At 66.7% G+C, this 535-nt stretch carries 1 protein-coding gene; it reads right to left on the bottom strand.

What is annotated here, in order from left to right; all coding sequences use genetic code 11:
- Nucleotides 1-143: 143 nt before the first annotated feature.
- On the bottom strand, nucleotides 144-535 hold a 392-nt coding region (locus tag FWJ25_RS20815; protein WP_149601886.1), incomplete at its 5' end, for a zinc-binding dehydrogenase.

Raw genomic sequence — 535 nt, 5'->3', positions numbered from 1 at the left:
CGGCAAACTGCCCATTCATCGAACTATAAAGTTTCTTTTCTGTCATTTTTATTCCAGGAGCTGTGGCCTGGGTGGGGGCAGGGGCATACGGCAACGGCGACGGCGCCTAGACGGCTGGACCGAGAGGGAGGCGGCTTGCCCGCCTAGAGGTTGAACATGACTTTTATGGCATCGCGGCCGCGGGCGCTGACCTCGAAGGCCTCCTCCACGTCCCGCTGCGAGAAGCCGAAGCGGTGGGTGATGAGCGGCTTGACGTCCACCTTGCCGCTGCGCAGGAAGTCGATGCACAGCGGCCAGGTGTCCTTGTACCGGAACACGCCCCCCACGTCCACCTCCCGCGCCGCCGCCGCCGTCAGCGGCAGCGTCATCTCGTTGTGGCCCATCCCGACCAGGCACACCTTCCCGCCGGGCCGCGTCGCCTCCAGCGCCGTCGACATGGTCTTGCTGAACCCGGCGCAGTCCAGGCTGACGTCGATGTCCGAGCCCATGGCCGCGCGGATGCGCTCCACCTCGTCCGCCAGGTCCTCCGCGCGGG

The organism is Marinobacter salinexigens (assembly GCF_008370345.1).
In the GTDB taxonomy this organism is placed as follows: domain Bacteria; phylum Pseudomonadota; class Gammaproteobacteria; order Pseudomonadales; family Oleiphilaceae; genus Marinobacter; species Marinobacter salinexigens.
Note: the sequence above shows the minus strand (reverse complement) of the source record. Positions and strands in the feature narration are given on the sequence as shown.